This is a genomic window from Enterobacter roggenkampii, assembly GCF_001729805.1.
Classification (GTDB): domain Bacteria; phylum Pseudomonadota; class Gammaproteobacteria; order Enterobacterales; family Enterobacteriaceae; genus Enterobacter; species Enterobacter roggenkampii.
Window position 1 is genome coordinate 4,146,441 of record NZ_CP017184.1, and the last position, 25,808, is coordinate 4,172,248.

The 25,808-nt window shown below is 53.8% G+C and carries 24 protein-coding genes and 2 tRNA genes; 7 read left to right on the forward strand and 19 right to left on the reverse strand.

The features are described 5' to 3' along the window. Positions 1-82 precede the first annotated feature (82 nt). From pnp to BFV67_RS19410, 8 genes are all read right to left on the reverse strand, one after another. The gene (pnp, locus tag BFV67_RS19375) at positions 83-2,221 is read right to left on the reverse strand and encodes a polyribonucleotide nucleotidyltransferase (RefSeq protein WP_008501475.1); all 2,139 of its coding nucleotides are present in this window, start codon (positions 2,219-2,221) and stop codon (positions 83-85) included. Positions 2,222-2,463: 242 nt separating this feature from the next. Then, positions 2,464-2,733 carry a 30S ribosomal protein S15 gene (gene rpsO, locus BFV67_RS19380; protein ID WP_003861789.1) on the reverse strand — a complete coding sequence of 90 codons (270 nt, stop codon included), beginning with the start codon at positions 2,731-2,733 and terminating at the stop codon, positions 2,464-2,466. Between the two features lie 154 nt (positions 2,734-2,887). Continuing rightward, entirely contained in the window at positions 2,888-3,838 is a 951-nt protein-coding gene (gene truB, locus BFV67_RS19385; RefSeq protein WP_025912549.1) for a tRNA pseudouridine(55) synthase TruB, read from the reverse strand. Further along, complete coding sequence (gene rbfA, locus BFV67_RS19390; protein ID WP_003024988.1) at positions 3,838-4,242, reverse strand: 30S ribosome-binding factor RbfA; 405 nt, start codon at positions 4,240-4,242, stop codon at positions 3,838-3,840. Before rbfA ends, truB begins: the two co-directional genes overlap by 1 nt. Positions 4,243-4,331: 89 nt before the next feature. Beyond that, positions 4,332-7,019, reverse strand: coding sequence for a translation initiation factor IF-2 (gene infB / locus BFV67_RS19395; RefSeq protein ID WP_008501472.1), 2,688 nt, complete (start codon positions 7,017-7,019; stop codon positions 4,332-4,334). Between the two features lie 24 nt (positions 7,020-7,043). Further along, positions 7,044-8,546 (reverse strand): transcription termination factor NusA, encoded by a 1,503-nt coding sequence (nusA, locus tag BFV67_RS19400; RefSeq protein WP_003861798.1) that lies wholly within the window; start codon positions 8,544-8,546, stop codon positions 7,044-7,046. A gap of 28 nt (positions 8,547-8,574) precedes the next feature. After that, a complete protein-coding gene (gene rimP / locus BFV67_RS19405) occupies positions 8,575-9,027 on the reverse strand; it encodes a ribosome maturation factor RimP (RefSeq protein ID WP_014833432.1) in 453 nt (150 codons plus the stop codon). A gap of 207 nt (positions 9,028-9,234) precedes the next feature. After that, a tRNA-Met gene (locus BFV67_RS19410) sits at positions 9,235-9,311 on the reverse strand. Between the two features lie 287 nt (positions 9,312-9,598). Between BFV67_RS19410 and argG the strand changes: the two genes are divergently transcribed. Next, the gene (gene argG, locus BFV67_RS19415; RefSeq protein WP_023294661.1) at positions 9,599-10,945 is read left to right on the forward strand and encodes an argininosuccinate synthase; all 1,347 of its coding nucleotides are present in this window, start codon (positions 9,599-9,601) and stop codon (positions 10,943-10,945) included. A 179-nt stretch (positions 10,946-11,124) separates the two neighbouring features. Here the strand turns inward: argG and BFV67_RS19420 are convergent. The 6 genes from BFV67_RS19420 to rlmE form a co-directional block, all read right to left on the reverse strand. Beyond that, positions 11,125-11,211, reverse strand: a tRNA-Leu gene (locus tag BFV67_RS19420). Positions 11,212-11,220: 9 nt separating this feature from the next. After that, positions 11,221-11,553: a preprotein translocase subunit SecG gene (gene secG, locus BFV67_RS19425; protein WP_021242256.1), complete on the reverse strand. Its 333-nt coding sequence runs from the start codon at positions 11,551-11,553 to the stop codon at positions 11,221-11,223. A 223-nt stretch (positions 11,554-11,776) separates the two neighbouring features. Beyond that, positions 11,777-13,114 (reverse strand): phosphoglucosamine mutase, encoded by a 1,338-nt coding sequence (gene glmM, locus BFV67_RS19430; RefSeq protein ID WP_008501469.1) that lies wholly within the window; start codon positions 13,112-13,114, stop codon positions 11,777-11,779. Further along, positions 13,107-13,955: a dihydropteroate synthase gene (gene folP / locus BFV67_RS19435; RefSeq protein WP_008501468.1), complete on the reverse strand. Its 849-nt coding sequence runs from the start codon at positions 13,953-13,955 to the stop codon at positions 13,107-13,109. Before folP ends, glmM begins: the two co-directional genes overlap by 8 nt. A gap of 98 nt (positions 13,956-14,053) precedes the next feature. Continuing rightward, positions 14,054-15,988, reverse strand: coding sequence for an ATP-dependent zinc metalloprotease FtsH (ftsH, locus tag BFV67_RS19440; protein ID WP_013098921.1), 1,935 nt, complete (start codon positions 15,986-15,988; stop codon positions 14,054-14,056). 102 nt (positions 15,989-16,090) lie between these two features. Beyond that, positions 16,091-16,717, reverse strand: a complete 627-nt coding sequence (gene rlmE, locus BFV67_RS19445; protein ID WP_003861812.1) for a 23S rRNA (uridine(2552)-2'-O)-methyltransferase RlmE — start codon at positions 16,715-16,717, stop codon at positions 16,091-16,093. Positions 16,718-16,844: 127 nt separating this feature from the next. Between rlmE and yhbY the strand changes: the two genes are divergently transcribed. Then, on the forward strand, positions 16,845-17,138 hold the full coding sequence (gene yhbY / locus BFV67_RS19450) for a ribosome assembly RNA-binding protein YhbY (protein WP_003861814.1): 294 nt from the start codon (positions 16,845-16,847) through the stop codon (positions 17,136-17,138). A gap of 151 nt (positions 17,139-17,289) precedes the next feature. Here the strand turns inward: yhbY and greA are convergent, their stop codons facing one another. Next, complete coding sequence (gene greA / locus BFV67_RS19455; protein ID WP_003861815.1) at positions 17,290-17,766, reverse strand: transcription elongation factor GreA; 477 nt, start codon at positions 17,764-17,766, stop codon at positions 17,290-17,292. Positions 17,767-17,994: 228 nt separating this feature from the next. On the opposite strand from greA, the gene dacB reads away from it, so the two are divergent. The 3 genes from dacB to pmrB are packed head-to-tail and all read left to right on the forward strand — an operon-like array spanning position 17,995 to position 21,133. Then, positions 17,995-19,428, forward strand: a complete 1,434-nt coding sequence (gene dacB / locus BFV67_RS19460) for a serine-type D-Ala-D-Ala carboxypeptidase (protein WP_023344983.1) — start codon at positions 17,995-17,997, stop codon at positions 19,426-19,428. A gap of 2 nt (positions 19,429-19,430) precedes the next feature. Continuing rightward, positions 19,431-20,093: a two-component system response regulator PmrA gene (gene pmrA / locus BFV67_RS19465; RefSeq protein ID WP_008501465.1), complete on the forward strand. Its 663-nt coding sequence runs from the start codon at positions 19,431-19,433 to the stop codon at positions 20,091-20,093. Further along, on the forward strand, positions 20,090-21,133 hold the full coding sequence (gene pmrB, locus BFV67_RS19470) for a two-component system sensor histidine kinase PmrB (protein WP_021242260.1): 1,044 nt from the start codon (positions 20,090-20,092) through the stop codon (positions 21,131-21,133). Before pmrA ends, pmrB begins: the two co-directional genes overlap by 4 nt. 34 nt (positions 21,134-21,167) lie before the next feature. Here the strand turns inward: pmrB and cgtA are convergent, their stop codons facing one another. The 4 genes from cgtA to rplU all read right to left on the reverse strand — a co-directional run bounded on the left by cgtA (position 21,168) and on the right by rplU (position 24,009). After that, complete coding sequence (cgtA, locus tag BFV67_RS19475) at positions 21,168-22,343, reverse strand: Obg family GTPase CgtA (RefSeq protein ID WP_021242261.1); 1,176 nt, start codon at positions 22,341-22,343, stop codon at positions 21,168-21,170. A 15-nt stretch (positions 22,344-22,358) separates the two neighbouring features. After that, positions 22,359-23,324 (reverse strand): DMT family transporter, encoded by a 966-nt coding sequence (locus BFV67_RS19480; RefSeq protein WP_014833443.1) that lies wholly within the window; start codon positions 23,322-23,324, stop codon positions 22,359-22,361. A 96-nt stretch (positions 23,325-23,420) separates the two neighbouring features. Continuing rightward, positions 23,421-23,678, reverse strand: coding sequence for a 50S ribosomal protein L27 (gene rpmA, locus BFV67_RS19485; protein WP_004385076.1), 258 nt, complete (start codon positions 23,676-23,678; stop codon positions 23,421-23,423). Positions 23,679-23,697: 19 nt separating this feature from the next. After that, positions 23,698-24,009: a 50S ribosomal protein L21 gene (rplU, locus tag BFV67_RS19490; RefSeq protein ID WP_003025032.1), complete on the reverse strand. Its 312-nt coding sequence runs from the start codon at positions 24,007-24,009 to the stop codon at positions 23,698-23,700. Positions 24,010-24,266: 257 nt separating this feature from the next. Between rplU and ispB the strand changes: the two genes are divergently transcribed. Together ispB and sfsB are read left to right on the forward strand one after the other, a co-directional pair. Continuing rightward, complete coding sequence (ispB, locus tag BFV67_RS19495; RefSeq protein WP_008501461.1) at positions 24,267-25,238, forward strand: octaprenyl diphosphate synthase; 972 nt, start codon at positions 24,267-24,269, stop codon at positions 25,236-25,238. A gap of 229 nt (positions 25,239-25,467) precedes the next feature. Beyond that, the gene (sfsB, locus tag BFV67_RS19500; protein WP_008501460.1) at positions 25,468-25,755 is read left to right on the forward strand and encodes a DNA-binding transcriptional regulator SfsB; all 288 of its coding nucleotides are present in this window, start codon (positions 25,468-25,470) and stop codon (positions 25,753-25,755) included. Positions 25,756-25,808 lie beyond the last annotated feature (53 nt).

Here is a 25,808-nt window from a genome sequence, read left to right on the forward strand (position 1 = left end):
ATGAACGTCCTGTCCCCCGGCGGCTTAACAAGGCGTCCTGCCTGATAATAGGCCCTCCGCAAAGCGGAGGGCAAATGGCAACTTACTCGCCTTGCTGTTCTGCTGCCTGTGCTTCTGGCGCAGCAGCTGGCTGAGACTGCTCGGTTGCTTCTTTAATGCTCAGACGGATACGGCCCTGGCGATCGACTTCCAGAACTTTAACCGGCACTTCCTGACCCATCTGCAGGTAATCGGTCACTTTCTCAACGCGCTTGTCAGCGATCTGAGAGATGTGAACCAGACCTTCTTTACCGCCGCCGATGGCAACGAACGCACCAAAGTCAACGATACGGGTCACTTTACCTGCATACACGCGGCCCACTTCGATTTCTGCAGTGATTTCTTCGATGCGACGGATCGCGAATTTCGCTTTCTCGCCGTCGGTTGCTGCGATCTTCACGGTACCGTCATCTTCGATTTCGATGGTGGTGCCGGTCTCTTCGGTCAGCGCACGGATTACGGAACCGCCCTTACCGATAACATCTTTGATCTTGTCTGGATTGATCTTGATGGTGTGAATACGCGGTGCGAATTCAGAGATATCACCGCGTGGCGCGTTGATAGCCTGTTCCATCACGCCCAGGATGTGCAGACGTGCACCCTTAGCCTGGTTCAGCGCAACCTGCATGATCTCTTTGGTGATACCTTCAATTTTGATATCCATCTGCAGCGCAGAGATACCGTCGCGGGAACCCGCTACTTTGAAGTCCATATCGCCCAGGTGGTCTTCGTCGCCCAGAATGTCAGACAGAACAACATAGTTGTCGCCTTCTTTCACCAGGCCCATTGCGATACCCGCAACGGCGGCTTTGATTGGCACGCCTGCATCCATCAGCGCCAGAGAGGCACCACACACGGAAGCCATGGAAGAGGAACCGTTGGATTCGGTGATTTCAGACACTACACGTACGGTGTACGGGAATTTGTCTGCTTCTGGCATCACTGCCAGCACGCCGCGCTTCGCCAGACGACCGTGACCAATTTCACGACGCTTCGGTGAGCCAACCATGCCGGTTTCACCTACGGAGTACGGAGGGAAGTTGTAGTGGAACAGGAAGCTGTCAGTGCGCTCGCCCATCAGTTCGTCGATGATCTGCGCGTCACGGGCTGTACCCAGGGTCGCGGTAACCAGCGCCTGCGTTTCACCACGGGTGAACAGCGCAGAACCGTGAGTACGTGGCAGCACGCCAGTACGCACATCCAGACCACGGATCATGTCTTTTTCACGGCCATCGATACGCGGCTCGCCAGCCAGCACGCGGCTACGAACAACGTTTTTCTCAATGGCGTGCAGGATTTCGCCAATTTCGTTAGCGTCCAGCGTTTCGTCTTCGGCAACCAGGGTCGCGGTTACTTCAGATTTGATCACATCAACCTGAGCGTAACGCTCCTGTTTGTCGGTGATGCGGTACGCATCGCTCAGACGAGATTCTGCCAGAGCTGCAACGCGTGCGTTCAGCGCGTCGTTGGCCGCTTCTGGCTGCCAGTCCCAACGTGGTTTACCGGCTTCTTTCACCAGGTCGTTGATGTTCTGGATAACAACCTGCTGCTGGTCATGGCCGAAGACCACAGCGCCCAGCATCTGGTCTTCGCTCAGCAGTTCAGCTTCGGATTCAACCATCAGCACAGCGGCTTCGGTACCCGCAACCACCAGGTCCAGCTTACTTTCTTTCAGCTCTTCCTGAGTTGGGTTCAGCACGTACTGGTCGTTGATGTAACCGACGCGCGCGGCACCGATTGGGCCATTGAATGGAATACCAGACAGTGACAGGGCAGCGGACGCACCGATCATCGCCACGATGTCCGGGTTAACCTGTGGGTTAACGGAAACAACGGTCGCGATAACCTGTACTTCGTTAACGAAGCCTTCCGGGAACAGCGGACGAACCGGGCGGTCAATCAGACGCGCGATCAGGGTTTCGCCTTCGCTTGGACGGCCTTCACGACGGAAGAAGCCACCCGGGATTTTACCGGCAGCGTAGGTACGCTCCTGGTAGTTAACGGTCAGCGGGAAGAAGTCCTGACCTGGTTTAGCTTTTTTCTGGCCCACAACGGTAACGAATACCGCAGTGTCATCCATGCTTACCATAACGGCAGCAGTCGCCTGACGTGCCATCATGCCGGTTTCCAGCGTGACGGTATGTTGACCATACTGGAATTTACGAACGATCGGATTCAGCAAAGTTCTGTCCTTTCTTAAATGTTTGACAGCACACCACCGGTGTGCTGTCGATTTGACCCGACCTTCTTCGCATCCTCGCGACTAATGACAACCAACACCCCCCTGGGTGAAGCCTCTCATTAGCCGCGCGAACCTCTGCAATGAAGATCATTTATAGCAACAATACAATAGTTTCCAGTGAATTGCTGCCGTCTGCTTGAAAAAAGGGGCCATCAGGCCCCCTTTTCTGAAACTCGCAAGACTTAGCGACGCAGACCCAGACGCTCGATCAGCGCGGTGTAGCGTGCAACATCTTTACGTTTCAGGTAGTCGAGCAGTTTACGACGCTGAGAAACCATACGCAGCAGACCACGACGGCTGTGGTGATCTTTTTTGTGCTCTGCAAAGTGACCCTGCAGGTGGTTAATCTGTGCAGTCAGCAGTGCAACCTGAACTTCGGTAGAACCGCTGTCGTTAGTACCACGACCAAACTCAGAAACGATTTTAGCTTTAGCTTCAACGCTTAGAGACATTTTCAAACTCCAAAGTATAAAGAATGTAAGGATGCCGATCTCTAATTCAGCAATCCCATGTACGCCCCGCAGATTGTTAAACAATTTACCAGGCGTTAAGCGGCGATATTCTACTCGTCTCCCCTGCTTATCGCAAGGTGAGCCGTTATTACCGTCACGCGTCGACCGGATATTCGACGACCAGACGACGCGGCGCAACGCGCCCTTCGCCATCCATTTCGCCCATGCCGATGAATTTCCCTTCGTCACCTTCGGTCACGCGTACCAGGCCTTCCAGCGGCGCATCTGACGTACGAACCGGGTTGCCGTTCTTAAAGTAAACGGACGATGTTAAAGGAAGATTAACAACCGGGAAGTCCGCAGCCGGACTGTCCATCGGCATCAGCAACGGATCCAGCAAATCTGCCGGCGCGATCCCCTGCGCTTCAGCCTGTTCAACCAGCTCGCGCAGATGTTCCAGGGTCACCATTCGCTCCACCGGGTACTTGCTCACCGCAAGGCGACGCAGGTAAATCACATGCGCGCCGCAGCCCAGCTTTTCACCGAGGTCATCAATGATGGTGCGAATATAGGTCCCTTTCGAACAGTGCACTTCCAGCTCCAGCTCATCACCTTCGTGGCGAATAAAGAGCAGCTCATACACGGTAATCGGACGGGCTTCACGCGGGACGTCAATGCCCTGGCGCGCATATTCGTAGAGTTTTTTGCCCTGATACTTTAGCGCCGAATACATCGACGGCACCTGCATCGTCTCCCCACGGAAGCTCTCCAGCGCCGCATCAAGCTGCTCCGCACTGAAGGTCACCGGACGCTCTTCCACGACCTGACCATCCGCGTCGGAGGTATCCGTGCGCTGGCCCAGCTTAGCGATAACGCGGTAACGCTTATCGGAGTCGAGCAGATACTGGGAAAACTTTGTCGCCTCTCCCAGGCAGATCGGCAGCATGCCGGTTGCCAGCGGATCGAGCGCGCCGGTGTGGCCCGCTCGGTTGGCGTTAAAAATACGCTTCACTTTTTGCAGCACGTCGTTGCTGGAAGCGCCCTGGGGTTTATCCAGCAGCAGCACACCATGCACGTCGCGACCACGACGACGAGGACGACTCATCAGTCCTCCTTGCTGTCGTCCGCCGGGTTAACACGACGCTCATCGTCATGTTTCACCACGCTGGTCACCAGGTTGGACATACGCATACCTTCGACCAGCGAGTTGTCGTAGAAGAAGGTCAGTTCAGGCACGATACGCAGGCGCATCGCTTTGCCGAGCAGAGAGCGGATGAAACCAGAGGCTTCCTGCAGCGCTTTAATGCCGTTCTTCACTGCGGCTTCGTCCTGATCGTTCAGGAAGGTGACGAACACTTTTGCGTAGGCCAAATCGCGGGACATTTCCACACCGGAAACGGTGGTCATCATGCCGACGCGCGGGTCTTTGATTTCACGTTGCAGAATGAGTGCGATCTCTTTCTGCATTTCCTGCGCTACGCGCTGAGGGCGACCAAATTCTTTCGCCATAATAAATTCTCCAGACAAAAAAGGGGCTAAAGCCCCTTTTTGAAATTATTGCCGGGTGGCGCGAGGCGATCCCGGCTTACAATCAGAAATTAAGCGATGGTACGCTGAATTTCGATGATCTCGAACACTTCGATCATATCGCCAACGCGAACGTCGTTGTAGTTCTTCACGCCGATACCACATTCCATGCCGTTACGGACTTCGTTAACGTCATCTTTGAAGCGGCGCAGGGATTCCAGCTCGCCTTCGTAGATAACCACGTTGTCACGCAGTACGCGGATTGGGTTGTGACGCTTGATGTTACCTTCGGTAACCATACAGCCCGCGATCGCACCGAATTTCGGTGATTTGAACACGTCACGTACTTCAGCCAGACCGATGATCTGCTGTTTCAGCTCAGGAGACAGCATACCGCTCATCGCTGCTTTCACTTCGTCGATCAGGTTATAGATGACGGAGTAGTAACGCAGATCCAGGCTTTCGGATTCAATCACTTTACGCGCTGAGGCATCCGCACGAACATTGAAGCCAACCAGGATAGCGTTGGAGGCAGCAGCCAGGGTCGCGTCGGTTTCGGTGATACCACCTACGCCAGAACCGATGATCTTCACTTTCACTTCGTCGGTAGACAGTTTCAGCAAGGAGTCGGAGATCGCTTCCACAGAACCCTGAACGTCGGCTTTCAGAACGATGTTCACTTCGTGAACTTCGCCATCGGTCATGTTGGCAAACATGTTCTCGAGTTTAGATTTCTGCTGACGAGCCAGTTTAACTTCACGGAATTTGCCCTGACGATACAGTGCCACTTCACGCGCTTTCTTCTCGTCACGCACAACGGTCACTTCGTCACCAGCAGCCGGAACGCCGGACAGACCCAGGATTTCCACTGGAATGGACGGACCTGCTTCCAGCACTTCCTGACCCAGTTCGTTACGCATCGCACGAACGCGACCGTATTCGAAACCGCACAGAACGATATCGCCTTTATGCAGCGTACCTTCACGAACCAGAACGGTAGCAACAGGGCCACGTCCTTTATCCAGGAAGGATTCGATAACCGCACCGCTCGCCATACCGTTACGGATGGCTTTCAGCTCCAGAACTTCGGCCTGCAGCAGGATCGCGTCCAGCAGTTCGTCGATACCGGTACCCGCTTTCGCAGACACGTGTACGAACTGGCTTTCGCCGCCCCACTCTTCCGGCAGGATACCGTACTGGGAAAGTTCGTTTTTAACACGATCGGGATCCGCTTCTGGCTTATCGATCTTGTTCACTGCAACCACAACCGGCACACCCGCTGCTTTCGCGTGCTGGATAGCTTCGATGGTCTGCGGCATGACGCCGTCGTCTGCAGCAACAACCAGAACAACGATATCCGTCGCCTGAGCACCACGAGCACGCATGGAGGTAAACGCGGCGTGGCCTGGGGTATCAAGGAAGGTGATCATACCGTTGTCAGTTTCTACGTGGTATGCACCGATGTGCTGAGTAATACCACCCGCTTCGCCAGAGGCAACCTTGGTAGAGCGAATGTAGTCAAGCAGCGAGGTTTTACCGTGGTCAACGTGACCCATGATGGTCACTACCGGTGCGCGCGGTTCTGCCGCAGCACCTGTGTCACGGTCGCTCATTACTGCTTCTTCCAGCTCGTTTTCACGACGCAGGATAACTTTGTGGCCCATCTCTTCCGCAACCAGCTGTGCGGTTTCCTGATCGATCACCTGGTTGATGGTTGCCATCGCGCCCAGCTTCATCATTGCTTTGATGACCTGAGAGCCTTTAACCGCCATCTTGTTCGCCAGTTCGCCAACGGTAATGGTTTCGCCGATCACAACGTCACGGTTAACGGCCTGAGCCGGCTTCTGGAAGCCCTGCTGCAGAGCGGAACCTTTACGCTTACCGCCTTTACCACCGCGAACAGCCGCACGTGCTTCTTCACGGTCAGCTTTGGATTCCGCGTGCTTGTTACCTTTTTTCGCCGGACGCGCTGCTTTTGCATTACGACCACGGCCACGGCCGCCTTCTACTTCACGGTCGTTATCATCTTCAGCCTGACGTGCGTGCTGAGAAGTGGTCACGTGATAGTCGCTGGTGTCTTCAGACTGCTCAGCGGTATCAACACCGTTCTTCTCATTTTCTTCTGCCATGCGACGCGCTTCTTCGGCGACGCGGCGAGCTTCTTCTTCCAGCTTACGGCGGGCTTCTTCTTCCGCTTTACGCTTCAGCTCGGCAGCTTCATTTTCACGGCGGGCTTTTTCAGCCTGGGCGGTTTTGGTCATTTCGTCTGTCTGTTGATTGCTCACTTTGTCTTTTTCCGCAGCGTCACGCTTCACTTTATCACTTGCGTCGCGTTTCGCTTTTTCTGCGGCCTCACGTTCAGCTTTTAATTCTGCTTCACGTTTGGCGGCTGCTTCCGCCTCACGCTGAGCTTGTTCTTCCGCTTCACGCTGTGCCTGCTCTTCCGCGGCAAGGCGCTCTGCCTCTTGCGGATCACGTTTTACAAAGGTGCGCGTCTTGCGGACTTCAATTTGTACCGATTTGCTTTTGCCACCGGTACCAGGGATGTTTAACGTGCTACGCGTTTTGCGCTGCAGCGTTAACTTGTCAGGCGTAGAGCCGTGTTCACGGTTCAGGTGCGTTAACAAGGTTTGTTTTTCTTGCGCGGTCACCGAGTCATCAGCGGACTTCGGGATCCCTGCATCAGCAAATTGCTGTACCAGGCGGTCCACGGAGGTCTGAATCTCAGCAGCCAGCGATTTTACAGTTACATCAGTCATGCTGTTCCTTCCTGCTACAGTTTATTACGCTTCGTCGCCGAACCAGCAAATATTACGTGCGGCCATGATGAGCTCGCCGGCTTTCTCGTCGGTTAAACCTTCGATATCAGCCAGGTCATCAACGCCTTGTTCAGCGAGATCTTCCAGCGTACAAACACCACGGGCAGCCAGCTTGAACGCAATCGCACGATCAAGACCTTCCAGATTCAGCAGGTCATCAGCCGGCTTCTTATCGCCAAGGCTTTCTTCCTGAGCCAGTGCCAGGGTGGTCAGTGCGTTTTTAGCGCGTTCACGCAGGGCTTCAACGGTTGGTTCATCCAGACCGTCAATTTCCAGCAGCTCTTTCATTGGCACATAGGCCAGTTCTTCCAGCGTAGAGAAACCTTCTTCAACCAGAACAGTGGCGAAATCTTCGTCAATATCCAGGTATTTGGTGAAGGTATCGATCGCCGCATGGGCTTCAGCCTGATGCTTAGCCTGCAGGTCATCAACGGTCATGACGTTGAGTTCCCAGCCGCTCAGCTGTGACGCCAGGCGTACGTTCTGACCGTTACGGCCGATTGCCTGCGCCAGGTTGCCCGCTTCAACAGCGATATCCATGGTGTGTTTGTCTTCGTCAACAACGATAGACGCCACATCAGCCGGAGCCATTGCGTTGATCACGAACTGCGCCGGGTTGTCATCCCACAGAACGATATCAATACGTTCGCCGCCCAGCTCAGTAGAAACTGCCTGGACACGCGCACCGCGCATACCGACGCAAGCACCGACCGGGTCGATACGCTTGTCGTTGGTTTTCACCGCAATTTTCGCACGGGAGCCCGGATCGCGAGCCGCCGCTTTAATTTCGATAACTTCTTCACCGATTTCCGGTACTTCGATACGGAACAGTTCTACCAGCATTTCTGGTTTAGAACGGGTCACGAACAGCTGCGCACCGCGAGCTTCTGGACGCACAGCGTACAGAACACCACGAATACGGTCGCCCGGACGGAAGTTTTCACGCGGCAGCATATCTTCACGCAGGATCACGGCTTCAGCGTTACCCGGCAACCCTTCGGATTTGATCTCCAGGGAGATGTTGTCGCGGTTCACTTTCTTCACCACGCCAGTGATGATTTCGCCTTCCTGATCGCGGAACTGATCGACAACCAGCGCGCGCTCGGCTTCGCGCACTTTCTGCACGATAACCTGTTTAGCGGTCTGGGTAGTGATACGGTCGAAGGTCACAGACTCAATCTGATCTTCAACGTAGTCACCCACGTTCAGACTTTCGTCTTCAAAACGGGCGGCTTCCAGCGTGATCTCTTTAGTCGGCTGGGTCACTTCTTCAACGATTACCCAACGACGGAATGTATCGAAGTCACCGCTTTTACGATCGATTTCTACGCGAACATCGATCTCTTGTTCGTATTTTTTCTTGGTTGCTGTAGCCAGTGCACTTTCCAGCGCTTCAAAAATCTTCTCACGCGGCAGTGATTTCTCGTTGGAGACGGCTTCAACAACAGCCAAAATTTCTTTGTTCATCGCGGGCTTTTCACCTCAATCCAGACTGTTAAAAGTGGGGAACCAGGTTCGCCTTCTGGATATTACTCAGCGCGAACACTTCATCTTTGCCTTCGACTGTCACCGTGATCATTTCACCATCAACGGCTTTGATAATTCCCTGCCATTTACGGCGGTTCTGTACGGCCATACGCAGAACGAGAGCCACTTCTTCACCGGTAAAGCGCACATAGTGCTCGGCCGTGAACATCGGGCGATCGAGGCCAGGTGAGGAAACTTCCAGGTTGTACGCAACGGTAATTGGGTCTTCAACATCAAGAACCGCACTCACCTGGTGGCTGACATCAGCACAATCATCAACATTGATGCCATCTTCACTATCAATATAGATGCGCAGCGTCGATGTACGGCCGCGAACGAATTCGATGCCGACCAGTTCGTAGCCCAGTGCTTCGACCGGTGCAGTAATCATCTCTGTTAATTTTTGCTCTAATGTGGACAAGCCCACCCCCAAGACATAAAAAAAGGGCGTAAAGCCCAGTTATTCTGTAGTCAGATAACAAAAAACCCCGATAAATCGGGGCTTTAGATAACTGAACCCTATAGCCACAACTGTGGCCTGGAGCACTCTCCGAAAGCATTTTTTCAAATCCAGCTACGAAGGCTCTAAGTCTTCACAGTATATTTGAAAAAGAACTTTATGGGAAAGTGGTTGCGGGGGCCGGATTTGAACCGACGACCTTCGGGTTATGAGCCCGACGAGCTACCAGGCTGCTCCACCCCGCGCCTGAAACGTGGCAAATTCTACGCGTTTTGGACAGAATTTGCAAATAATGCTGGGATTTGGTACCGAAGACGGGACGTAAAATCGGCGTTTAGTATATTGATAGTTGACCCCACCTGTCAAGGCGACTTCCGCCAGATCGATCAGACCAAAATTTTTACAAAAAACGCACGAGTCTCTTCCGGTCTTCGCCAAAAGATGATTAAATGAATACTCACTTATTTTGCATAAAAATGCACAAGAGAGCGAAAGCGGTCTCTAATCAGTCAATCAAGCAGGGTTTTATTCTATGACGACGATTCTCAAGCATCTTCCGGTAGGACAACGTATTGGCATCGCTTTCTCAGGTGGCCTGGATACCAGCGCTGCACTGCTGTGGATGCGCCAGAAGGGAGCGGTTCCGTATGCTTATACTGCGAACCTGGGTCAGCCGGATGAGGACGACTATGATGCCATTCCTCGTCGCGCGAAAGAGTATGGTGCAGAGAACGCGCGCCTGATTGACTGCCGTAAGCAACTGGTCGCGGAAGGTATCGCGGCGATTCAGTGTGGTGCATTCCATAACACCACCGGCGGCCTGACCTATTTCAACACCACCCCGCTGGGCCGTGCGGTCACCGGTACCATGCTGGTTGCCGCCATGAAAGAAGACGGCGTCAACATCTGGGGTGATGGCAGCACCTATAAAGGAAACGATATTGAACGTTTCTATCGTTATGGCCTGCTGACCAACGCCGAATTGCAGATCTACAAACCGTGGCTGGATACCGACTTCATCGACGAGCTGGGTGGTCGTCATGAGATGTCCGAGTTTATGATCGCCTGCGGCTTTGACTATAAGATGTCCGTCGAGAAAGCCTACTCCACCGACTCCAACATGCTGGGTGCAACGCACGAAGCGAAAGACCTGGAATTCCTGAACTCCAGCGTGAAGATCGTTAACCCAATCATGGGCGTGAAGTTCTGGGATGAGAACGTGAAGATCCCGGCAGAAGAAGTGACCGTGCGTTTCGAACGTGGTCATCCGGTTGCGCTGAACGGCAAAACCTTCTCTGATGACGTTGAGCTGATGCTGGAAGCTAACCGTATTGGTGGTCGTCACGGCCTGGGCATGAGCGATCAGATTGAAAACCGTATCATCGAAGCGAAAAGCCGTGGCATCTATGAAGCCCCGGGAATGGCGCTGCTGCATATTGCTTACGAGCGTCTGCTGACTGGTATTCACAACGAAGACACCATTGAGCAGTATCACTCTCATGGCCGTCAGCTGGGCAAACTGCTGTATCAGGGCCGCTGGTTCGATCCGCAGGCGCTGATGCTGCGTGATGCGCTGCAGCGTTGGGTGGCGAGTGCAATTACCGGTGAAGTGACCCTGGAACTGCGTCGCGGTAACGACTACTCCATCCTGAACACCGTGTCTGATAACCTGACCTATAAAGCAGAGCGTCTGACCATGGAGAAAGGTGAGTCAGTGTTTTCACCGGACGATCGTATTGGCCAGCTGACCATGCGTAACCTGGACATCACCGATACCCGTGAGAAGCTGTTCAACTATGTTGAGAATGGCCTGCTCTCTGCGAATTCAGGTAACGGCCTGCCGCAGGTTGAAAACCTGGAACACAGCGATAAGAAGTAATCGATAATGAAACATGCAAAAGGCGCCCAATGGGCGCCTTTTTGTTCAGCTTTTGTAGGGCGGGTAAGCGCAGCGCCACCCGCCATTTTGCCCGGTGGCGCTGCGCTTACCGGGCCTACGAACGGCAAAAGCTACAGACGAAAAAAAAGACGTCTTTCGACGTCTTTCTTCTGGAATATTGGTACCGAGGATGGGACTCGAACCCACAAGCCCGTTAGGGCACTACCACCTCAAGGTAGCGTGTCTACCAATTCCACCACCTCGGTACGGAATACTTACTGCGGGATATCGCTGGTTGGCTTAGCCGGTGCAGCTGGCTGAGTTTGCTCAGTTTTTGCTGGCGCGCTCAGGTTTTCCCACTCGCTTCCTTTGCTGGTCTTGTTGCTGTTGATATTGCCAAGCACCAGACTGATGATGAAGAACAGCGTCGCCAGAATCGCCGTCGTGCGGGTCATGAAGTTCGCAGAACCACTTGAACCGAACAGCGTACCGGAAGCGCCTGCTCCGAAGGAGGCTCCCATATCAGCGCCTTTACCTTGCTGCAGCATAATCAGCGCTACGAGAGCGATGGCTACAATAAGGAAAACAACTAAAAGAGCTTCGTACATAATCAACCTGTTCCTTGCGGATTTGCCGCATACCAATGCTTCGACCAATTAGCAGGATTTCTGTTTCCCACTGAAGCGGGTGTGAATACTAACCAAAGCGAATCACCTTCGCAAGGGCATTTTCGACGCATTGTATCAACTGCGGAAAAAAACAGCAAAAAGCCATTAATTGCTTAAAACAAAGGCGGCAAACGCCGCCTTTTTAAACATTTAGCGTGCAAGATTATGCAGCTTTAACAGCATCCGCAATACGGTGCGCAAATTCGGTTACCTGCGCTTCGTCTTCGCCTTCCACCATCACGCGGATCAGCGGTTCAGTACCAGACTTACGCAGCAGCACGCGTCCACGGCTGCCCAGGGCCGCTTCAACGTCAGCCATTACCGCTTTCACGTTCTCATTTTCCAGCGGATCGCCTTTGCCGGCAGTGAAACGTACGTTTACCAGGATCTGTGGGAACATTTTCATGCCGCTACACAGATCGTGCAGGCTCATATGGTTTCGCGCCATGGCGGCAACCACCTGCAACGCGGCCACAATACCGTCACCGGTGGTGGTTTTGTCGAGCAGGATCACGTGACCTGAATTCTCAGCGCCGATACGCCAGCCCTTCTCCTGCAATTTTTCCAACACATAGCGGTCACCCACTTTCGCGCGAACGAACGGAATACCGAGCTGTTTCAGCGCCAGTTCCAGGCCCATGTTACTCATCAGCGTCCCGACCGCACCGCCGCGCAGCTGACCCTGACGCAGACCTTCACGCGCAATAATGTAGAGGATCTGGTCGCCGTCGACCTTGTTACCTTCGTGATCAACCATAATCACGCGGTCACCGTCGCCGTCCAGCGCAATACCCAGATCGGCTTTTTCTGCCAGCACGCGCGCCTGCAGGGCACGAACGTCCGTCGCACCGACCTGCTCGTTGATGTTCAGACCATCCGGCTCGCAGCCAATAGTAATCACTTTTGCGCCCAGCTCGCGGAAAACATTCGGGGCGATGTGATAGGTCGCGCCATTTGCACAGTCCACCACAATTTTGAGGTGGGCCAGGCTCAGCTCATTCGGGAAGGTGCCTTTACAGAATTCGATATAGCGACCCGCCGCATCAACGATACGGTTCGCTTTACCCAGCTCGGCGGAATCAACACAGGTGATCTCTTTTTCCATTTCAGCTTCAATGGCTTCTTCCACCTCATCCGGCAGCTTGGTGCCATCAATAGAGAAGAACTTAATGCCGTTGTCGTAGAACGGGTTGTGAGAGGCCGAGATAACAATCCCCGCTTCCGCACGGAAGGTGCGCGTCAGATACGCGACCGCAGGCGTTGGCATTGGGCCTGTAAAAGAGGCGGACAGTCCAGCCGCCGCCAGCCCCGCTTCCAGCGCGGATTCCAGCATATAGCCGGAAATACGGGTGTCTTTACCGATGATAATTTTACGTGAGCCATGGCGCGCCAGAACCTTGCCGGCAGCCCAGCCGAGCTTCAGGACAAAATCAGGGGTGATGGGAGCATCGCCTACGCGCCCGCGGATACCGTCGGTACCAAAATATTTACGATTACTCATAGCGTTTGTTTTCCTTCGCTGCCAGTGTGGCTTCCACCACACGCATGGCTTCTACTGTTTCTTTGACGTCATGGACACGAATAATGTGCGCCCCCTGCATCGCCGCAATCACCGCGCAGGCCAGGCTGCCGCTCAGGCGTTCGCTCGGGCCTACATTCAGCAACTGGCCAATCATCGACTTTCTCGACATCCCCACCAGCAGCGGCAGGCCAAAGTGATGGAATTCCGATAAGCGCGCAAGCAGCGCATAGTTGTGGGAGAGATTTTTACCGAAACCGAATCCCGGGTCGAGCAGCAATTTCTCTTTTGGGATACCGGCACGTTCACAACGTTCGATATGCTCAATAAAGAAGCGATTTACGTCGGCAAAGACATCGTCATACTTCGGCGCGTCCTGCATGGTTTTCGGCTGCCCCTGCATATGCATCAGGCAAACCGGCAGCCCGGTTTCCGCAGCCGCCTCAATCGCCCCCGGTTCGGTAAGTGAACGAATATCATTGATAATGTGAGCCCCCACTTTCGCCACTTCACGGATCACTTCCGGTTTGGAGGTATCTACGGAGATCCACACTTCAAACCGCTGCGCGATTGCTTCAACGACCGGCACCACGCGCGCCAGCTCTTCTTCCACAGACACGTCCGCCGCACCGGGGCGCGTCGATTCGCCGCCAACATCAATGATGGTGGCACCTGCATTAATCATTAAATTCGCATGCTTAACCGCCTCGATAAGCGTGTTATGCGTGCCGCCGTCAGAGAAGGAGTCAGGGGTAACATTCAGGATCCCCATCACATGGGGATGTGAAAGATCGAGATGCGAGTCCTGAGCGAATAATTTCATGGCGAAATCCCTGATATCTAAATGGTTAAACAGAAATGAAAAACCCCGGAGCAAGCTCCAGGGTTTGAGGTACAAACAAACGCTTCAACAGCAGTGACTTACTTATCGCCCAACTGTTCTGACATGGTGTTGCCCGGGTTTGGCGTACGCGGTTCATCAACCGGACGCGGCGCACGCGGGGTGCCATTGTTGTCAGAGTTATTGGAAGCGCCTGGGTCTTCCCAGCCTGCTGGCGGACGCACTTCGCGGCGCGCCATCAGGTCGTCAATCTGCGGTGCATCGATGGTCTCATATTTCATGAGCGCATCTTTCATGGAATGCAGAATGTCCATGTTGTCATTCAGGATCTGACGCGCGCGACCGTAGTTACGTTCAATCAGCGCTTTCACTTCCTGGTCGATGATACGAGCCGTTTCATCGGACATATGTTTCGCTTTCGCGACGGAGCGGCCCAGGAACACCTCACCCTCTTCCTCTGCATACAGCAGCGGACCGAGTTTGTCGGAGAAGCCCCACTGAGTCACCATGTTACGTGCCAGGTTTGTCGCCACTTTAATGTCGTTCGACGCACCGGTAGAAACATGTTCCGGACCGTAAATAATCTCTTCCGCCAGACGACCGCCGTACAGGGTTGAGATCTGGCTTTCCAGCTTCTGACGGCTGGCGCTGATCGCGTCGCCTTCAGGCAGGAAGAAGGTCACACCCAGCGCACGACCGCGCGGAATAATCGTCACTTTATGCACCGGATCGTGTTCCGGCACCAGGCGACCGATAATCGCGTGACCCGCTTCGTGGTAAGCCGTGGATTCTTTCTGCGCTTCCGTCATCACCATGGAGCGACGTTCCGCACCCATCATGATCTTATCTTTCGCTTTCTCGAACTCCACCATCGACACGACGCGCTTGTTACCGCGAGCGGCAAACAGTGCAGCTTCGTTGACCAGGTTAGCGAGATCCGCACCGGAGAAGCCCGGAGTACCGCGCGCAATGATTGCCGCGTCGATATCTGGTGCCAGCGGTACGCGACGCATGTGAACTTTCAGAATCTGTTCACGACCGCGAACATCCGGCAGACCGACAACAACCTGACGGTCGAAACGGCCTGGACGCAGCAGCGCCGGGTCAAGTACGTCCGGACGGTTAGTTGCCGCGATAACGATGATACCTTCGTTACCTTCGAAGCCGTCCATCTCAACCAGCATCTGGTTCAGCGTCTGTTCACGTTCATCGTGACCACCGCCCAGACCTGCGCCACGCTGGCGGCCTACGGCGTCGATTTCATCGATGAAGATAATGCACGGTGCCGCCTTCTTGGCCTGCTCGAACATGTCACGCACACGAGATGCACCAACACCCACGAACATTTCAACGAAGTCAGAACCAGAAATAGTAAAGAACGGCACCTTCGCTTCACCCGCGATGGCTTTCGCCAGCAGGGTTTTACCGGTACCCGGAGGGCCAACCATCAGCACGCCTTTCGGGATCTTACCGCCCAGTTTCTGGAAACGGCTCGGCTCGCGCAGGTATTCAACCAGTTCACCCACCTCTTCTTTCGCTTCGTCACACCCGGCAACGTCCGCAAAAGTGGTCTTGATCTGATCTTCCGTCAACATACGCGCCTTGCTCTTACCGAACGACATGGCGCCTTTGCCACCGCCGCCCTGCATCTGGCGCATAAAGAAGATCCAGACGCCGATAAGCAGCAGCATCGGGAACCAGGAAATGAAGATTGAAGCCAACAGGCTTGGTTCTTCTGGCGGCTCGCCTACCACTTTGACGTTTTTGGTCAGAAGGTTATCAAGCAGCTTAGGATCGTTCACCGGGATGTAAGTCGTGTAACGGTTACTATCTTTCTTGGTAACGTTGATCTCACGTCCGTTGATACGCGCTTCGCGAACCTGGTCCTGATTGACCTCCTGCAGGAAGGTAGAATAATCCACCTTGCGGCCATTCGACTCGCTGGGCCCAAAGCTCTGGAATACTGACATCAGCACAACGGCAATGACCAGCCAGAGTATTAGGTTTTTCGCCATGTCACTCAAGGGATTAACCTCATATTACAACTGTGTTAAAAACAGCGTCAGGATACTCTATATCCAGTTTCATTCAAACTTTCGTCTGAAATCTCCCGGTTATCATTTTCGCCCGGTCGCTACAATATACACTTCACGGGAACGGGCCCGGGAAGAGTCCGGCTTACGAACTTTGACCTTCGCAAACAGGGAGCGAATTTCCTTAAGATACTCCTCGAAACCTTCGCCCTGAAACACCTTCACAACAAAACTACCACCAGGCGCTAGTACATCACGACACATTTCTAACGCTAGCTCCACCAGATACATGGCGCGGGGGATATCCACCGCCGGTGTTCCGCACATATTTGGTGCCATATCTGACATGACAACCTGGACTTTACTGTCACCTACACGATCAAGTAACGCTTTCAGCACTAATTCATCACGAAAGTCGCCCTGAAGGAAGTCGACACCGACGATGGGATCCATTGGTAAAAGATCGCACGCGATGATTCGGCCCGTTCCGCCGATCTGCGTTACCGCATACTGGGACCATCCGCCAGGTGCCGCACCGAGGTCAACAACCGTCATCCCCGGCTTAAAAAGTTTGTCACTTTGCTGTATTTCATCAAGTTTAAACCAGGCACGGGAACGCAACCCCTTTTTCTGTGCCTGTTGAACATATTTATCGCTAAAGTGTTCCTGAAGCCAGCGGCTGGAGCTGGCAGAACGCTTTTTACCTGTCATTTAACATTTCCGTCCTGGTTCATCGTTACTTGCCTGTGACGTAAATTTCTACGCAGCTATTTGGCGATATTAGGGAGATGGCGGTAGAATGAACCGTTTTCAATCCCAACGTAAGCAAAAATATACGATGAATCTGAGTACTAAACAAAAACAGCACCTTAAAGGTCTGGCACATCCGCTCAAGCCTGTAGTGATGCTTGGCAACAATGGTTTGACCGAAGGGGTGCTTGCCGAGATTGAACAAGCGCTGGAACACCACGAGCTGATCAAGGTGAAAATCGCCTCTGAAGACAGAGACACTAAAAACCTGATCGTGGAAGCCATCGTGCGCGAAACCGGCGCCTGTAATGTACAGGTCATCGGTAAAACGCTGGTGCTCTACCGCCCATCTAAAGAGCGTAAAATCTCGCTGCCACGTTAAGGATATCCTGAATTAAACACATTTTCTGTGTGAAACGAGGGATTTCTGTCAGCAGGCGAGCAAAATGCCATGCTCCTTGAGTTGATAAAAGGCCGCTACGCGGCCTTTTTCTTTTCTTTACAATGTATCAACATCTTAGTAGAGAAGCGAATTACAGGTATTCAACCTTAATAATTTCGTATTCCACTTCACCACCAGGGGTGCGGATGGTGACAACATCGTCCTGCTCTTTGCCAATCAGGCCGCGAGCAATCGGTGAGTTCACCGAAATCAGGTTCTGTTTGAAGTCAGCTTCATCATCACCCACGATGCGATAGGTCTGCTCTTCGTCGTTGTCCAGGTTCAGCACGGTAACGGTTGAACCAAAAATCACACGGCCATTATTCGGCATTTTGGTGATATCGATAACCTGTGCATTGGACAGTTTTGCTTCGATATCTTTAATACGCCCTTCACAGAAGCCCTGCTGCTCACGCGCGGCGTGGTATTCAGCGTTCTCTTTCAGGTCGCCATGCTCACGCGCTTCCGCGATAGCGGCGATGATTTCAGGGCGACGTACGGATTTCAGAAAATCCAGCTCTTCGCGCAGTTTTTCGGCACCACGTAAGGTCATCGGAATAGCTTGCATTTGTTATACCTCTTAAACATTCCTGTTGGGAGCAGTGTTCCCTGCTCCAGCCCACCTGAACAGGCCAGAAGCAAAAAGAAAACCGACCCGGGAGCAACGCCCCAGGTCAGCAGCAATTTTTCAATTTGATACGCATTTTACCGCGAAGTTCACTATGGGTCATCGTTTACTTTGCAGTGCCATGCACCGTAGTATGACGGTTTGTTTTCGGGTTGTTAGCGCGAGATTATGCGATTTTCCAGTTTTATCATCGGATTGACTACCAGTATAACGTTCACCGCCCAGGCCGCGAATGTTGATGAGTACATTAATCAGCTTCCCGCAGGCGCGAACCTCGCCCTGATGGTGCAGAAGGTTGGCGCACAGGCTCCCGAGATTGACTATCACAGTCAACAGATGGCGCTGCCTGCCAGTACCCAAAAGGTGATCACCGCCCTCGCCGCTCTGCTCCAGCTCGGGCCTGACTTCCGTTTTACGACCACCCTTGAAACCAAAGGTAACGTCGAGGGTGGCGAACTGAAAGGCGATCTTATCGCCCGTTTTGGCGGCGATCCAACCTTTAAACGCCAGGATATCCGCAATATGGTTGCGGCGCTGAAAAAAACCGGCGTGCAGAAAATTGATGGCAATGTGCTGATCGACACGTCCATCTTTGCCAGCCACGACAAAGCCCCTGGCTGGCCGTGGAACGACATGACGCAGTGCTTTAGCGCCCCGCCCGCCGCCGCGATTGTTGACCGTAACTGCTTCTCGGTTTCGCTTTACAGTGCGCCAAAGCCGGATGATTTAGCGTTTATCCGCATCGCGTCCTACTACCCGGTCACCATGTTTAGCCAGGTTCGCACGCTGGCCAAGGGTTCCCCCGATGCCCAGTATTGCGAACTGGATGTGGTGCCAGGCGACCTTAACCGCTTCACGCTCACCGGCTGCCTGACGCAGCGCGCCGATCCGCTGCCGCTGGCCTTTGCAATACAGGATGGCGCAAGCTATGCAGGCGCCATCCTGAAAGATGAGCTGAAACAAGCGGGAATAACCTATTCCGGCACCCTGCTTCGTCAGACGCAGGTCAACCAGCCCGGCACGGTCATCGCCAGCAAACAGTCTGCGCCGCTGCACGATTTACTGCGAATTATGCTGAAAAAGTCGGACAACATGATTGCCGATACGGTGTTCCGCATGATTGGCCACGCCCGTTTCGGCGTGCCGGGAACCTGGCGCGCGGGCTCAGACGCGGTGCGTCAGATTCTGCGCCAGCAGGCGGGGATCGACCTGGGTAATACCATCGCCGTCGATGGCTCCGGACTATCGCGCCATAATTTGATCTCTCCGGCCACGATGATGCAGGTGCTTCAGTACATTGCACAGCATGACACTGAGCTAAACTTTATTTCAATGCTGCCGCTGGCCGGACATGACGGTTCACTGCAGTACCGTGCGGGGCTTCACGCTGCCGGCGTGGATGGCAAAGTCTCCGCGAAAACAGGCTCACTGCAGGGGGTTTACAACCTTGCAGGCTTCATCACTACCGCCAGCGGACAGCGCATGGCATTCGTGCAGTATCTTTCCGGCTATGCCGTCGAACCGACCGATCAGCGCAATCGTCGTATTCCGCTGGTTCGCTTCGAAAGCAGGCTTTATAAGGACATCTACCAGAATAACTAGCGATGAAACTACTTATAGTTGAAGACGATCTGTTATTGCAGGAAGGGCTGGCGCTGGGGCTGGCCAATGAAGGGTATGCTCTCGACTGTGCAGGCACCGCAGCAGAGGCGGATGCCCTGATCCAGAGCGGCGAATACAGCCTGGTGATCCTCGATTTGGGCTTGCCCGATAAAGACGGCGCCACGCTGCTCAGCCAGTGGCGACGTCGCGGCATCAACAATCCCGTCCTGATCCTGACGGCACGTGATGCCATTGAAGATCGTATCACCGGCCTCGATGCAGGCGCAGATGATTATCTGGTGAAGCCTTTCGCGCTCGCGGAGCTGCAGGCACGGGTGCGAGCGTTGATTCGCCGTTATCAGGGCCATAGTGATAACTTACTGACCGACGGCGACATTACGCTGAATTTGCAAACCCAGCAGGTGCTGCAACAGGATCAGGCCGTAGAGGTCACACCAAAAGAGTTCGCCTTGCTTACGCGTCTGATCATGCGCAGCGGGCAAACGGTACACAGAGAAACGCTCCAGCAGGATATCTACTCCTGGCAGGACGATCCCGGGTCAAATACCCTTGAGGTCCACATCCATAATCTGCGGCGTAAGCTCGGTAAAGACAGGATCAAAACCGTTCGCGGCGTCGGCTATCGTCTGGAGAGCCAGAAATGAACAGCATGCGTCGGCGTCTGATGGTACTGCTGGCGGTCATTCTCCTGTTTTTTCAGCTGATAAGCGTCATCTGGCTATGGCATGAAAGCCGTGAACAGATTGGTTTTCTGGTCAACGAAACGCTGTCAGCGAAAGCGCGCAATAATCACGTTGAGAAAGAGATACGCGAAGCGATTGCCTCGCTGCTGGTCCCTTCCCTGGTGATGGTTGGCTTTACCCTGCTCTTCTCTTTCTGGGCGGTCACCTGGATAACCCGGCCGCTGAATAAACTCCGCGCCAGCCTCGCTAACCGTTCAGCCGATAACTTAACACCGCTTCCCATGTTTTCCGACATGGAAGAAATTGGCGCGGTGACGACCTCTCTGAACCAGCTGCTGGCCCGGCTGGATAGCACCATTAAGCAGGAACGTCTCTTCACTGCAGACGCCGCTCATGAGCTGAGAACGCCTCTTGCTGGCATCCGGCTCCATCTGGAGCTAATGTCGCAGTCAGGTGCGCCTCAGGCCGCAACGCTGATTAGCCGTATCGATCAGCTCATGCATACCGTCGAACAGCTGCTGATGCTGGCCCGGGCCGGACAGGCCATGGCGAGCGGACACTACGAAACCGTGAACTGGACGGAAAATATCATTGAACCTCTCGGCCTGGGGCATGAAACCAAAGAGCATACGGTGATTTGGCCGGCTAAAAGCGCGCTCACGGTTCAGGGAGACGCCGTTCTCCTGCGCCTCATGCTGCGCAACCTGCTGGAGAATGCCGGGCGCTACAGCCCGTCAGGGACAACGATTACAGTGACATTAACCGAGGTCGAGGGCGGGACGCAGATTAGCGTTATCGATCAGGGTCCTGGAATTGATGAAGCGCACCGACAGTCAATTACCGAGCCATTCCGCCGTCTTGACCAGCGCTACGGAGGCAGTGGGCTGGGCCTGAGCATCGTGCAGCGCATCCTCCAGCTCCACCACGGCAGGCTAACGCTTGAGAATGGCGCTGAAGGTGGCTTAATCGCCAGCTGCTGGCTGCCCGCAACGCTGGAATAAAAAAAGCCCCCATAACGGGGGCTTTGAACAGCAATTAGTGCTTGTAGATGAACTCGACGCCTTCTTCGTCGTCTTCATCCCAGTCATCATCCCAGTCTTCATCGTCTTCTTCCGCTTCCAGCTCTTCGAGCTGCTGGCGGTGGTAGTCATCCCACATGAATTCGACTTTTTCAGGCTGTTTGACTTCTTCCGCCTGAACAATTGGGTTCTCAATGATGAAGGTCATCACATCCCAGCACAGATCTTTCACGCCAACCTGGCTTGCCGCAGAGATCAGGTAGTATTTATCTTCCCAACCCATCGCTTCAGCAATGGCTTTCGCTTTTGCTTCTGCTTCGGCTTTGTCCATCAGGTCGATCTTGTTGAAGACCAGCCAGCGTGGTTTGTTCGCCAGTTTCTCGCTGTATTTCTCCAGCTCGCCAACGATGATGCGGGCGTTTTCAACCGGATCGGAACCGTCGATAGGATCGATATCAATGAGGTGCAGCAGCACGCGGCAGCGTTCAAGGTGTTTCAGGAAGCGAATACCCAGACCCGCCCCTTCCGCGGCGCCTTCAATCAGGCCCGGAATATCGGCGACCACGAAGCTCTTCTCGTTATCCATACGGACAACGCCCAGGCTTGGTACCAGCGTGGTAAACGGATAGTCAGCCACTTTTGGCTTCGCCGCAGAAACCGCGCGAATAAACGTCGATTTACCTGCGTTTGGCATACCCAGCATGCCCACGTCAGCCAGAAGCATCAGTTCCAGCTGCAGGTCGCGCTTATCGCCCGGCGTACCCATCGTTTTCTGACGCGGCGTACGGTTAACGGAAGATTTGAAACGGCTGTTACCCAGACCGTGCCAGCCGCCTTTCGCCACCATCAGGCGCTGACCGTGTTTGGTCATGTCGCCCATGGTTTCACCCGTCCCCTGGTCAATCACACGCGTACCGACCGGAACTTTAATGGTGACGTCTTTACCGCGTTTCCCGGTACAGTCACGGCTCTGGCCGTTCTGGCCACGTTCAGCGCGGAAGGATTTTTCGAAACGGTAGTCGATCAGCGTGTTGAGGTTCTCATCCGCCTCCAGCCACACGTCACCACCATCCCCACCGTCGCCGCCATCAGGACCGCCACGAGGGATATACTTTTCACGGCGGAAGCTCACGCAACCGTTGCCGCCATCACCAGCCACGACCAGGATCGTCGCTTCATCAACAAACTTCATTTTACTCTCCGTAACTCATTCGCCTGAGCGGGGGACTACTACAACCGCTTCATTTTTGCGCCAACGTCCCCAAAGACGATGACCAATGGCGGAATACATCGCGCCCGCAACCACGACAAACGCACCGAGATAACCCAACAGGTTGAGCATCGGTCTGACGAAGACATCGGGCCAGGCCATTGATAACAAATCTGAAAATAACAGCGTAAACAGCGGGGTAAGCGTGATCAACGCGCTCACCTGTGCTGCCTGCCAGCGCGCCATCGCTTCGGCCAGCGCGCCATAACCGACCAGCGTGTTCAGCCCACAAAAAATGAGGCACGCCAGTTGCCAGTCGCTAAGCTGAGTAATCACGCCCGGCTTCGCTAATGGCAGCAATGCTATTGTACACAAAGTGTACAGCAAAAAGAGGATCTGCTGTGAGGCAAGCCGACGCAATAACACCTTTTGCGCGACGCCATAGCTCACCCAGACCGTTGCTGCCCCCACACCGAAAATGACACCCCAGGTGTAATCCGTCAGGCGGGTAAAAATCTCGATCAGACTGGTGTTGAAGAACATCACCAGACCGCACAACAGCATGCTCGCCCCGATAATCTGCGTACCGCGCATCTTCTCCTTGAGGATAAAGACGCTGGCGACCATCATGCCCACCGGCGAAAGCTGACCAATCACCTGCGACGCCGTGGGGCTGAGATATTGCAGGGAAGAGCTGAACAGGATGAAGTTACCGAACAGACCGCCCGTCGCGATAGCCAGCAATACCAGCCAGCGCGGTTTACGGAAGAGCCGCAAGGGTGGAAGCTTACCTTTGACGGCCAGAATCGCCCCGAGGCCGATGCTTGCCATCAGAAAGCGATAAAAGACCACCGTAGGCGGCTCCATCACTTCCAGTACCTGCTTCATTGCAATTGGCAGCGCACCCCAGCACATTGCGGTTGTGAGCGCCAAAAGAATTCCTATGCCGGCCTGCTGCTTCATGCCCGTTTTCCCTACAGAAAAAATTACCGGGTTTCCAATGTAAAAAGCCCCGCAACAGGTTGCGGGGCTTTAATCCGTTACCGGACCGAGAAAACCTTACTCAGCAACGATGCTGATGTATTTACGGTTGTTCGGGCCTTTAACTTCAAATTTCACTTTACCGTCTGCTTTAGCAAACAGAGTGTGGTCACGACCGCAACCTACGTTGTTGCCAGCGTGGAATTTGGTACCACGTTGACGAACGATGATGCTACCCGCCAGAACGGATTCGCCACCGAAACGCTTAACGCCCAGGCGTTTAGCTTCTGAATCGCGACCGTTACGTGTGGAGCCGCCAGCCTTTTTATGTGCCATTTAAATCTCTCCTCAGGTCTTAGGCGCTGATGCCAGTAATTTTCACATCAGTGAACCACTGACGGTGGCCCTGCTGCTTACGGTAGTGCTTACGACGACGAAACTTAACGATTTTAACTTTCTCGCCACGACCGTGTGCAACAACTTCAGCTTTGATAACGCCGCCATCAACGAAAGGAACGCCGATTTTGACTTCTTCACCGTTTGCGATCATCAGAACTTCTGCGAACTCAACAGATTCGCCAGTTGCGATGTCCAGCTTTTCCAGGCGAACGGTCTGACCTTCGCTTACTCGGTGTTGTTTACCACCACTTTGGAAAACCGCGTACATATAAACTCCGCTTCCGCGCACGTCCTCGTATGAATCAGAGTGCGCTATAAATATTCACAATAGGGCGCGAATATTACGCAAAACGCGAGCCTTTGACAAGTGCTACCGTCAATACATGAAGAAAAAAAACACAACACGTACGGTAACGTTTATCTGAGCCGTTTTTTCAGTACAATCAGCACTAGTATTGATAAACCGAAACCCTTCGTTACCCCATTGAAGATGGGATCAACAGGATAAAAAGCCCGGCTTTTGCGATGAATTTAGAAAAAATCAACGAGTTAACCGCGCAAGATATGGCGGGTGTGAATGCAGCAATCCTGGAGCAACTCAACTCTGACGTTCAGCTGATCAATCAGTTGGGCTATTACATTGTCAGCGGCGGCGGTAAACGCATTCGTCCGATGATTGCCATTCTGGCTGCCAGAGCCGTTGGCTATCAGGGAAATGCCCACATCACTATCGCCGCGCTCATCGAATTTATCCACACGGCGACGCTTCTGCACGACGATGTGGTGGATGAATCGGATATGCGTCGTGGCAAAGCCACGGCTAACGCCGCGTTCGGGAACGCAGCCAGCGTCCTGGTGGGGGACTTTATCTATACCCGCGCCTTCCAGATGATGACCAGCCTGGGTTCCCTGAAAGTGCTGGAAGTGATGTCCGAAGCCGTTAACGTCATCGCTGAAGGCGAAGTGCTGCAGCTGATGAACGTCAACGACCCGGACATCACCGAAGAAAACTACATGCGCGTCATCTACAGCAAAACCGCGCGCCTGTTTGAAGCGGCGGCCCAGTGTTCCGGCATTTTGGCGGGCTGTACCGAAGCGCAGGAAAAAGGCCTGCAGGACTATGGCCGCTATCTGGGCACAGCCTTCCAGCTGATTGACGATCTGCTGGATTACAGTGCGGACGGCGAGACGCTCGGCAAAAACGTTGGCGATGACCTGAACGAAGGCAAACCGACCCTGCCGCTGCTCCACGCCATGCGTAACGGAACGGCCGACCAGGCGAAGATGATCCGTGAAGCGATTGAGCAGGGAAATGGCCGCCATCTTCTGGAACCTGTACTGGAAACCATGGCAATCTGCGGATCGCTGGAATGGACGCGTCAGCGTGCAGAAGAAGAAGCCGACAAGGCCATCGAGGCCCTTCAGGTCATTCCAGACAGCCCATGGCGCGAGGCACTGATTGGCCTTGCCCACATCGCCGTTCAGCGCGACCGTTAATCTCCCTTTTTCTCCCCGCGATACTGGCGGGGAGATTCCAGTACACGCCTGTAAATTCCGCGTTCATGTAAATTCATCGGTTTAGAGACCGCATGAATAAAGCCATGTCTTATTCTGAATATTCCTTCAAGTAACGCGAACTTTTTAGAACAAGAGTTCGAAATGGGTATAGTAAACCCGTCGTTTCAGAAGAAACGGCGTAGGTGAATCCGAACTTAAGGACGGCGTTATGGATACGAAATTTATCGACTGGCACACGGCTGATATTATTGCCGCACTGCGCAAAAAAGGCACTTCACTGGCAGCAGAGTCCCGCCGCCATGGACTGAGTTCTTCAACTCTGGCAAACGCCCTCACCCGCCCCTGGCCAAAAGGAGAATTAATTATCGCAACGGCGCTGGACACGCATCCGTGGGTGATTTGGCCTTCGCGCTACCACGATCCTGTCACCCATGAATTTATCGACAGATCGCGCATGATTCGCCAGAGAAAAGTAAAAAAAGAATCGCAGGAATAAGATTTTTTTGACAGGAACAGCAACCCCCCGGTCATTTCTGGCAGGGGGCTGCC